At 58.9% G+C, this 9949-nt stretch carries 8 protein-coding genes and 1 pseudogene; 5 read left to right on the top strand and 4 right to left on the bottom strand.

The features are described 5' to 3' along the window. Window positions 1-324: 324 nt before the first annotated feature. The 4 genes from boxA to RCH06_RS17335 all read right to left on the bottom strand — a co-directional run bounded on the left by boxA (window position 325) and on the right by RCH06_RS17335 (window position 6072). On the bottom strand, window positions 325-1608 hold the full coding sequence (boxA, locus tag RCH06_RS17350) for a benzoyl-CoA 2,3-epoxidase subunit BoxA (RefSeq protein ID WP_327082717.1): 1284 nt from the start codon (window positions 1606-1608) through the stop codon (window positions 325-327). Window positions 1609-1809: 201 nt separating this feature from the next. Then, on the bottom strand, window positions 1810-3237 hold the full coding sequence (gene boxB / locus RCH06_RS17345) for a benzoyl-CoA 2,3-epoxidase subunit BoxB (protein WP_327082716.1): 1428 nt from the start codon (window positions 3235-3237) through the stop codon (window positions 1810-1812). Between the two features lie 96 nt (window positions 3238-3333). Then, on the bottom strand, window positions 3334-4992 hold the full coding sequence (gene boxC / locus RCH06_RS17340) for a 2,3-epoxybenzoyl-CoA dihydrolase (RefSeq protein ID WP_327082715.1): 1659 nt from the start codon (window positions 4990-4992) through the stop codon (window positions 3334-3336). Window positions 4993-5097: 105 nt separating this feature from the next. After that, on the bottom strand, window positions 5098-6072 hold the full coding sequence (locus RCH06_RS17335) for a helix-turn-helix transcriptional regulator (RefSeq protein ID WP_327082714.1): 975 nt from the start codon (window positions 6070-6072) through the stop codon (window positions 5098-5100). A gap of 88 nt (window positions 6073-6160) precedes the next feature. Here RCH06_RS17335 and RCH06_RS17330 point away from each other — a divergent pair. The 5 genes and pseudogenes from RCH06_RS17330 to RCH06_RS17310 all read left to right on the top strand — a co-directional run. After that, window positions 6161-6474: pseudogene (locus RCH06_RS17330) on the top strand (4-hydroxylaminobenzoate lyase); the annotation flags it as partial. An 84-nt stretch (window positions 6475-6558) separates the two neighbouring features. Beyond that, window positions 6559-6702, top strand: coding sequence for a hypothetical protein (locus tag RCH06_RS17325; protein WP_327082718.1), 144 nt, complete (start codon window positions 6559-6561; stop codon window positions 6700-6702). Between the two features lie 30 nt (window positions 6703-6732). Further along, window positions 6733-8316 carry a benzoate-CoA ligase family protein gene (locus tag RCH06_RS17320; protein WP_327082712.1) on the top strand — a complete coding sequence of 528 codons (1584 nt, stop codon included), beginning with the start codon at window positions 6733-6735 and terminating at the stop codon, window positions 8314-8316. Next, window positions 8313-9104 (top strand): alpha/beta fold hydrolase, encoded by a 792-nt coding sequence (locus RCH06_RS17315; RefSeq protein ID WP_327082711.1) that lies wholly within the window; start codon window positions 8313-8315, stop codon window positions 9102-9104. The genes RCH06_RS17320 and RCH06_RS17315 overlap by 4 nt, the downstream gene beginning before the upstream one ends. Before the next feature lie 118 nt (window positions 9105-9222). Next, entirely contained in the window at window positions 9223-9570 is a 348-nt protein-coding gene (locus tag RCH06_RS17310; RefSeq protein WP_327082710.1) for a hypothetical protein, read from the top strand. The last annotated feature ends 379 nt before the right edge of the window (window positions 9571-9949 follow it).

The following is a 9949-nucleotide window of genomic DNA, read 5'->3' as shown; positions in this document are numbered from 1 at the left end:
TGCACAGCTCGCGCCGGTTGGCACCCTCTTGCAAGGCAAGCGTCACAAACTCTTGTCGGATGTCCATCAGGTCTTTCAGTTGCCAGGGCATGGGGTTCTCCTTTGTGCGGCACAGCGCGCAAGAAGTGTTACCTATGTCCCTGTACACCTGTTACCCATGTCTCCGGTCTATACAGCGAAGCAAAGAAAAGTGAGTTGCCGCCGGGCAACCCCCGGCCAGCCAAACCAGGCCGCGCCACAAAGCTATCAATTAAATAGCTATCAATGCAGGCAACTATTGCGCAATAGGCCAAATTCCATCAAGAAACACTGCATTAAGAGCCATCAGTAAGTCTCCAGATGCAGCCGCCCCTCCGCCTTCAACGCAGCGCCCACGGCGTCCCAGTTCAGCCCCGCCTCCTGCGCCACATCCCGCAGTGCCAGCACCACACCCTCCTCCATGCTTTTCAGCCCGCACACATAAAAATACGTCGAAGCATCCTGCAGCAGCAGCACCAGATCAGCAGCCCGCTCACGCATCACATCCTGCACATAGCGCTTGGGCGCGCCCGGTGTGCGCGAAAACGCAAAGTTGATGTCGATGAAATCCTTGGGCAGGCTTTGCAGCGGGCCAAAATAAGGCAGCTCCTGCTGGGTGCGGGCACCGAAAAACAGCATCAGCTTGCCTCCTTCGAACTTGCCCGACTTGCGCAGCCGCCGCCGCCATTCGGTCATGGCCCGCATCGGCGCGCTGCCGGTGCCGGTGCAGATCATCACGATGTTCGAGCGCGGATGGTTGGGCATCAAAAAGCTCGCGCCAAACGGGCCAATCACCTGGACGGTGTCACCGACCTGCAAATCGCACATGTAGTTCGAGCTGACGCCGCGCACCGGCTTGCCTTGGTGGTCTTCCAGCACCCGCTTGATGGTCAGGGACAGGTTGTTGTAGCCGGGCCGCTCGCCATTGCGCGGGCTGGCAATTGAATACTGGCGCGCATGGTGAGCCCGGCCGTTGGCGTCAACCCCCGGCGCCACAATGCCGATGGACTGGCCTTCGCGCACCGGAAACGGCATCTTGCCAAAGTCCAGCACGATGTGGTGCGTGTCGTAATCGTCGCTGCCAATTTCCGTCACCCGCACATTGCCGGTCACCGTGGCGGTGATGGATTTTTCAGCGGCTTTGGGGCCGTACAGGTTGGTGTAGGCATGCGCGGCCGACCAGGGCGGCAATGTTGCACCGTACTGGGCACTGTTGAAAACCGCCTCGCCGGTGGCCGCCGCCGGCAGCGAAGGCGCCACCGGTTCAATATCGGGCATGGCACCGGCGGCAACGCCTTCGGCCGCCAGCTCTTCCGGGGTCAGTTCAACCGGCAACTCGTCCCAGCCCAGTTGAGCCTCCAGGCTGTACGCCATGACGCGCGGCAGCGTGCGCCAGTTGTCGATCGAGCCGGTCGGGCACGGCGAAATGCAGTCCATGCAGAAGTTGCATTTGTCGGCATCCACCACATAGTTCATCGAATCATGCGTAATGGCCTGCACCGGGCAGGTCGCTTCGCAGGTGTTGCAGCGAATGCAGATTTCAGGGTCAATCAGGTGCTGCTTGATCACGTGAATTTCGGTCATGTCCATGGCGGTTTCCGATAAAGGCTTGATGGCAACTGCGCGTTAACGATGATAGTGAAGCGGAATGTGGTGATCAAAGCCAGCACTCTCAGGGAGGGCGTGTTTCCTCTGCCACCAGCAGGGGCCGCGGAACTGGCTTTGCCAGGCCGCAGGCGCAGCAGCCCCCTCGGGGGGCAGCGAACCACACGCAGTGGGGAGCGTGGGGGCTCAATTAAATCGAACGTAGTCATAGTCAACCGGCTGGCGGTTGATGCCCATGACCGGCGGCGCAATCCAGTTGGCGAACTTGCCGGGCTCGATACAGCGGCCCATCAGGCTGGCCACATAGGCGCGGTCTTCGCTGCTGGGCAGCCACTGGTTGACGCAGGCATTCCATTCAGCGTCCGACACCACGCGGCCATCAGGCGACACCTTCACCTTGGAAAGCGAGCCGATATTGCGGTGAAACGCCTTGTGCGGCACCTTGAGCTGGACCGCAACGCCAGCCTTGGTCAGCACCTTGTTCCAGCGCTCGACACCGGCCACCGAGTCGCGGATGTAGTCGTCGCGCAGCACTTCATTGAGCGCGTTGAGCATCGGCACTTCTTTTTCAGCCAACTGGCCGTCCTTGACCTCGATGACCTTGTAGGTCTGGCCCTTGAGCACATGGTCGTCGACGCGCTTGCCTTCTTCGTAGCGGCCCTTGAGGCCGGAGCTGTAGAAGGTGGCCGCATTGCTTGACTCGTCAGCGCCGAACAGGTCGATGGTGACGCTGTAGTGGAAATTGATGTAGCGCTGGATCGTGGGCAGGTCGATCACGCCAGCGGCGCGCAGCTTGCCGACATCGTCGGTTTTCAGCTCGTTCATCTTTTGCGCGGTGCGCTGGATGACGCGGGAAATGCCGCTTTCGCCGACAAACATGTGGTGGGCTTCCTCGGTCAGCATGAACTTGGTCGTGCGGGCCAGCGGATCAAACGCGCTTTCAGCCAGCGCCGCCAGCTGGAATTTGCCGTCGCGGTCGGTGAAATAAGTGAACATGAAAAAGCTCAGCCAGTCCGGCGTCTTTTCATTGAAGGCACCCAAAATGCGCGGGTTGTTCTCGTCGCCGCTGCGGCGCTCCAGCAGGCCTTCGGCTTCATCGCGGCCATCGCGGCCAAAATGTTTGTGGAGCAAATACACCATCGCCCACAGATGGCGGCCTTCTTCCACATTGATCTGGTACAGGTTGCGCAGGTCGTACATGCTGGGCGCGGTCAGGCCCAGGTGGCGCTGCTGCTCGACCGATGCTGGCTCGGTGTCGCCCTGGGTAACGATGATGCGGCGCAAGTTGGCGCGGTGTTCGCCGGGCACATCGGTCCAGGCTTTTTCGCCCTTGTAGTCGCCAAAATGAATGTCGCGGTCGGCACTGCCGGGGTTCAGGAAAATGCCCCAGCGGTAGTCGCGCATCTTGACGTGGCCAAATTGCGCCCAGCCCTGCGGGTCAACGCTGACGGCGGTGCGCAGGTACACGTCTGAATTTGTCGAGCCTTCAGGGCCGATTTCATCCCACCAGTTAAGAAAGTTCGGCTGCCACTGCTCCAGCGCGCGCTGAAGCGTGCGGTCTTCGCCGAGGTTGACGTTGTTCGGAATCTTTTCGCTGTAATTAATGCTGGACATGACGGGCTCCAAAAATAACTGACGGATTCGGGGGATGAATTTCGGTTGCGGCGCGCCACCCGGACCACGCCGCACAACGAGAAAACAGAGGCGTTTTTAGACGCGGTTCCAGTCAAACTGTGATTTTTCACCTTTGCCATAAACTTTCAGCGCACCTTTTTCGCCGACGGCGTTGGGCCGCTGGAAAATCCAGTTCTGCCAGGCGGTCAAGCGGCCAAAAATACGGGTGAACATGTTTTCCGGGCCATTGAACCGCAGATTGGCTTCCATGCCAGTCAGCGCATCGGGCGACATCGACACGCGCTCTTCGATGGCAATGCGCACTTCGTCGGTCCAGTCGATGTCGTCAGGGTTGGCTGTGACCAAACCAATCGCGAATGCAGCATCGGCGTCCAGCGGCTGGCCGGCCTTGGCGCGTACGGCGTCCAGCGCCGGTTGCTCGTCATAGAAACGGCGGCCCAGACGGCTCTGGTCGGTGACCATCGGGTACAGGCCAAAGTTAGTGTCGGCCACAGTGATCTTGGGTGCTTTGTCTTCGTCGTCAGGCAACGCCAGGTGGTAACTGCGGTCACACGCCAGCGCCAATTCGAGATACGTACCGACAAAGCATGAACCGGGTTCAATCAGCGCAAACAGGCTGCGCGACGACAAGTCAAGGCGGCTCAGTGTGCGACGCAGCAGGCCGATGGTTTCGCGCACCAGCCAGTGGTGCTGGTTTGCCAGCAACACGTCGTCCATCGCCAGCACGGCGGCCGCATCGCCTTCGGTCTTGATCAGCCAGACGCCAATATCGAGTTCGTTGGTGCGCATCATCAAAATCGCGTCTTCGAGTTCGCGTGCCAACACCAGCGGGAACCAGTCAGCACCCAGGGCTTCAATGCCGGCGATGTCTAAGGGCTGCTCGCCCGTGGGGGCCTTGACCGTCCAGGTGGCGGTGCGTTTGGCGCGGTCGATCTCGATGGTCACGCTGGAATAACGCAGCGTATCGGCTTCGACGGTGCGATTCAACGGCTTGAAGACCACGGCCTTGCCGTCGGCAGGACGGTCGCTTTGCTCGGCCAGTGCCAGCGCACGGGTTTGCACTTTCTGGGCAAAATCGACGGCCTTGGCAATGTCATCGACCAGACGCCAGTCCTTGGCTTTCTGGCCGCGAACGCCTTCGACGCTGGTGCAGAACAGGTCGGCCAGGTCGTGCCGCACATGGCGCTTGTCGGTCACCCGGGTCAGGCCGCCGGTACCGGGCAGCACGCCGAGCAAAGGCACTTCGGGCAGACTGACGGCGCTGGAACGGTCGTCAATCAAAATGATTTCATCGCAGGCCAGCGCCAGCTCGTAGCCGCCACCGGCGCAGGCACCATTGACGGCCGCCAGGAATTTCAGCCCGCTGTAGCGGGAAGAATCTTCCAGACCGTTGCGGGTTTCGTTGGTGAACTTGCAGAAGTTCACTTTCCAGGAGTGGCTGGAAACACCGAGCATGAAGATGTTGGCACCCGAGCAAAAAACTTTTTCCTTGGCACTGGTCACGACCACGGTGCGCACTTCGGGATGCTCGAAGCGGATGCGGCTGACGGCATCGTTCAGCTCAATATCAACGCCAAGGTCGTAACTGTTCAGTTTGAGCTTGTAACCCGGACGTAGACCCGCGTTTTCATCAATATCGACCGCCAGCGTGGCGACAGGGCCATTGAAGCTGAGCTTCCAGTGCTTGTACTGTGAAGGGTCGGTCTGGTATTCGACGTGAGAGGCGATGGTCATGGGTTCAGGTCTCCAGCTTGATGCACAAAATTGCATTAATTGAAATTTAATATACGCATGATAATGCAACATACTAAAAACAAACAAGCATTTTTATGCAGACCTTTAAACCGGCAACTGCAACGCCTCCCGAACGGTCTTGCGCAAGAGCTGAAAAGACGACTCCAGATTTTGGGCGCTGGTGTCCAGCTTGTGTTGTGCTTTTGAATAGAAAGCCGCACGGCCTGAAAGAATGCCCTTGAGGTCTTCCATCGCCTGCTTGCTGGCCGCCATAGGCCGCAAGTCGCCCTGTGCGACTACGCGCCGCATGTGGTCTTCGGGCTCGGCCTGCAGCCAGACGGTGGTGCAGTGCGACAGCAGCTGGTTGAAGGTGGCCGGGTCCGACACCAGGCCGCCGGGCGTGGCAATGACCGCTTCCGGGTAGATCTGGATGGTTTCCTCCAGCGCCCGCCGCTCATAGCGCCGGTAAGCGTTCATGCCGTAAAGCGCCTGGATTTCCGAGACGCTGCAACCGGCAAATTTTTCAATCTCCCGGCTTAGTTCGACAAACGGAAACCCCAGGTCTTCTGCCAGCATCGCGCCTAGCGTTGACTTGCCAGCGCCCCGCAGGCCAATCAGCGCCACCTGCGAACTGATGGCGGTATTGCTTCTTCCGGTACCCAGCAATTCGCCCACTGCAATGCGCACCCGCCGCAGCGCCGTGTCGTCGCGGCCTTCAAGCAACTCGCGGATCAAGAGCCACTCGGGCGACAAAGTCGTGACATCGCCAATCAACTCCGCCAATGAGCAATGCAGCGCGCGCGAGACCTGCAGCAAGACCAGGATGGAGGCATTGCCTTCGCCATATTCCAGGTTTGCCAAGTGGCGCTCCGACACATCGGCTGCGATTGACACGGCTTTTCGGGTCATGCCGCGCCGCGCCCGTAACGCCTTGACCCGCTCACCGAGCGCGACCAGAAAGGGATTTTTCTCGTCGGTTTGGGCAACATGAAGAACGGAAAGCGGGACTTCAGTGAAGCCAGGCGGCGGTTCAGATAAAACAGGCGTTAACCCTGATACGTGCAATATATTGCTTGACATGATGTTTTTCAGGAATTATGGTTTATACAAGCACAATAATTCATATTAAGTTAATTGACAAGTTCAGCACACTATAAGGAAAGCACGGATGTCACTTGCACAATTCCGCGAACAAATTGCACAACTGACCATGCAACTGGCAGGCCGACCGCTGGATGCCGGTCTGGACGCCTGGCTGAATGCCGAGCACGGCATCGAAAGCGCCACGTACCGCCAGCTCAAACAAACCTGCATGGCGGGCGTGGCCGAGGGGTGGCTGTGCGAACGCGAAGGCGGCGGCGTGCGCTATGGCCGCATATTCAAGCCCGCCGACACCTGCACAGATTTTCAGTCGATGTGGTTGAAATGACGGACATTGCTGGCCCGCACCACACGCATCCGAACGGCGAGATTGACCTGATCAGAAAAATATTCTTCATGATTGAACTGATTTTGAATTACCTCGGCGGCCGATGACAGCCTGGCACCGGCGCGGGCACAGCGCTGATGGACCCGGTGCTGGGCCTAGAACTCGTGCGAGTCGATGCCATCGGGCTGGCGAATTTCGCGCTGGAACTGGCAGGCAACCATGGCCCCGTGCATGTAATTTCGCCCGATATGGCCGCGCTGCAAACACCCCCGGCGGTTTGAACGGCAGACAAAAAAACAAGGAGACAAACCATGCAAACCGAATCAACAGAAATGACCCGGCCCGCAGCGCTGGGCACGTCCTTTAACTTTGCCCAGCACCTGATCACCTGCAACGCTGCCCGCCCGGAAAAGACCGCCTTCATCGACGACACAGGCAGCCTGACTTACGGCGAACTGGCCGAGCGTATCCGTCGCCTGGCCGCCGGACTGCTGGCCAGCGGCATGCGCCGCGAAGAGCGCGCACTGCTCTTGATGCACGACTGCAGCGACTGGCCGGTGAGCTTTCTGGGCGCGATGTACGCGGGCATCGTGCCGGTCGCCGTCAACACGCTGTTGACGGCTGACGACTACGCCTTCATGCTCGAACATAGTCGCGCCCAGTCCGTTTTGGTGTCCGCCACGCTGCTGCCCCTGCTGCATGAAACCCTGCGCAAAACCGCGCACGAAGTCAAAACCATCATCGTCTCGCACCCCGACGCCGCTTTGCCTGAGGGTTCCGTGGCGCTCGATGCACTGCTCGCCCAACACGCGCCGCTGGCCCAGGCCGCCGCCACCAGCCCCGACGATCCGGGCTTCTGGCTCTATTCGTCCGGCTCCACCGGCAAGCCCAAAGGCACGTTGCACACACAAGCCAATCCTTACTGGACGATTGAGCTGTACGGCAAGCCGGTGCTGGGCCTGACCGAGCACGATGTGTGCTTTTCTGCCGCCAAGTTGTTCTTTGCCTACGGGCTGGGCAACGCCCTGAGCTTTCCCCTTAGCGTCGGGGCCACGGTGGTGCTGATGGCTGAACGCCCCACGCCAGCGGCCACCTTCAAGCGCTGGATTGACCACCAACCCACCGTTTTCTTTGGCGCGCCGACCGGCTTTGCCGGCATGCTGGCCGCGCCCGGCCTACCGAACAAAAACCAGGTGTCACTGCGAATGGCGTCTTCAGCCGGCGAAGCTTTGCCTGCTGATTTGGGCGAGCGCTTTACCGCCCACTTTGGCATCGAGATCATCGACGGCATCGGTTCGACCGAGATGCTGCATATCTACCTGTCCAACCTGCCCGGCAAGGTGCGCTACGGCACCACCGGCTGGCCGGTTCCCGGCTACGAGGTCGAACTGCGCGGCGATGATGGCCGCCCGGTGCCTGACGGCGACACCGGCGACCTGTATGTCAAAGGGCCAAGCGCTGCATTGATATACTGGGGCAACCGCGAAAAATCCCGCGAAACCTTTCAGGGCGGCTGGACCAAAAGCGGCGACAAGTACGTGCGCAATGCCGACGGCACCTACACCTATTCGGGCCGTAGCGACGACATGCTCAAGGTCAGCGGCATCTACGTCTCGCCCTTCGAGGTCGAAGCCACGCTGTCGCAGCATCCGGCGATTCTGGAAGCCGCCGTCATCGGCGTGCTGGATGGCGAAGGCCTGACCAAGACCAAAGCCTATGTCGTGCTCAAGTCCGGCCAACACGTCAGCGAAGACGAACTCAAGACCTTCGTCAAAGAGCGGCTCGCGCCCTACAAATACCCGCGCTCCATCGAATTCCTGGCCGAGCTGCCCAAGACCGCCACCGGCAAAATCCAGCGCTTCAAGCTGCGCGACCTGGAAGGCCCGGCCTCATGACGCAAGGCGCGGAGTTCATTGATATTGACTGGGCGGGCCGCCCAACCCGCATTGAACACCAGTGGATTTCCCGCGAAAAGTCTGACAAGCCATTGATCGTCTTTTTGCACGAAGGCCTGGGATCGGTCTCAATGTGGCGTGATTTTCCGCAGTGCGTGTGTAAGGCGGCAGGTTGCCGGGGACTGGTGTATTCGCGCCCCGGCTATGGCCGCTCGACGCCGCGCCCTGCTGAAGAAGCCTTGAACATGGACTTCATGCACCGGCAGGCCCAAGAAGTGCTGCCCGCTTTGCTGGACGCACTGGGCATTGACACCAAGGCAGACAAACCCTGGCTGCTGGGTCACAGCGACGGCGGCTCCATCGCCCTGCTCTACGCGGCCCATTCCCCGCAGCGCATTGCTGGGGCCATCGTGCTGGCGCCGCACATTTTGGTCGAAGACGTGTCCGTCAACAGCATTGCCAAAGCGCGCACCACCTATCTGGAAACCGACCTGCGCCAGCGCCTGTCCCGCCACCATGACGACCCGGATTCAGCTTTTTGGGGCTGGAACGACATCTGGCTGCGCCCGGATTTCAGGCACTGGTCCATCGAAGAAGAAATCAGCACCATCACCTGCCCGTTGCTGGCCGTGCAGGGGCTGGACGATGAGTACGGCACGCTGGAACAAATTCGCGGCATTGCGCGCCGGACTCCACAAACCCGATTGCTCGAACTGCCCGACTGCGGCCATTCCCCACACCGCGACCAGCCCGACAAACTGATCGCCGCCATTAGCGCATTCATTTGAGCCACTGTAAGAAGGCGTGGGACAGAAGGCTTGTCGGGCATGTTTTCGGCTGGCTGCAGATGTGAAATCATCTGCAGCAATTTAGATTTTCCTCATTGCTAGGAAAATTGATAAGTCATTGAGACAAAAGGAAAAACTCAGAAGTTCTATCGCTTTGGATTGGCAACATGAGAACCATGATGTCGTCCAATATATGTTGAATTTCAAAAGAGAAAATGTTATGGCAACGAAATTAGACCTTCAAGACTGGGTTATAGATGCATTGAAAGACCTTGGAGGCAGTGCCAGACTTGTAGAGGTGGCTAAACACCTTTGGAAGCATCACGAGCATGACCTTAAAGCCTCTGGAGATTTATTTTTTACGTGGCAATACGACATGCGGTGGGCAGCCAATCAACTGCGCACACTGAAGAAACTAAAAGCAGCCTATATTTCGCCCTCTGGAGTTTGGGAACTGGCCCCGTAAACGTCTGTGTTTTAACTCTTCATTTCAGTGGATGGGCTACGTCACCCGCTGAACTTGGCCGTTAGGCTACGCACTGCCATTTATGCTAGTTTCAGAGTCAAAAGTGCCCGTAGCGCAATCTCATCCTGTACTTTTAGCTATTTTTTTTGTAGCGTTACCTGTTTTGCTTGGCACGCTTTTGCCTGTGGCAGCGCATACGCGCATTTCGGTTCCGGATTGCACAAACCGTTCCCGCTCCAACACCAAGTGCGTAGTCCGGCGTTACAGTTGACTGCTGGTAAGCGGCTGGCCATGCCATCTTGAGACTGAGAAGAAAGCGGTCAAACATAGTGTCCACGAAACAAACAAGTGGGCACTATGGAAACGAAGAGAGTGGCGC

Source organism: Polaromonas sp. CG_9.5 (genome assembly GCF_035984465.1).
Taxonomy (GTDB): Bacteria; Pseudomonadota; Gammaproteobacteria; order Burkholderiales; family Burkholderiaceae_C; genus Polaromonas.
Note: the sequence above shows the minus strand (reverse complement) of the source record. Positions and strands in the feature narration are given on the sequence as shown.

Coding starts and splice junctions, on each gene's coding strand:
- boxA (WP_327082717.1), bottom strand. CDS start 1,608: ATGGACATGACCGAAATTCACGTGATCAAGCAGCACCTGATTGACCCT.
- boxB (WP_327082716.1), bottom strand. CDS start 3,237: ATGTCCAGCATTAATTACAGCGAAAAGATTCCGAACAACGTCAACCTC.
- boxC (WP_327082715.1), bottom strand. CDS start 4,992: ATGACCATCGCCTCTCACGTCGAATACCAGACCGACCCTTCACAGTAC.
- RCH06_RS17335 (WP_327082714.1), bottom strand. CDS start 6,072: ATGTCAAGCAATATATTGCACGTATCAGGGTTAACGCCTGTTTTATCT.
- RCH06_RS17325 (WP_327082718.1), top strand. CDS start 6,559: ATGGACCCGGTGCTGGGCCTAGAACTCGTGCGAGTCGATGCCATCGGG.
- RCH06_RS17320 (WP_327082712.1), top strand. CDS start 6,733: ATGCAAACCGAATCAACAGAAATGACCCGGCCCGCAGCGCTGGGCACG.
- RCH06_RS17315 (WP_327082711.1), top strand. CDS start 8,313: ATGACGCAAGGCGCGGAGTTCATTGATATTGACTGGGCGGGCCGCCCA.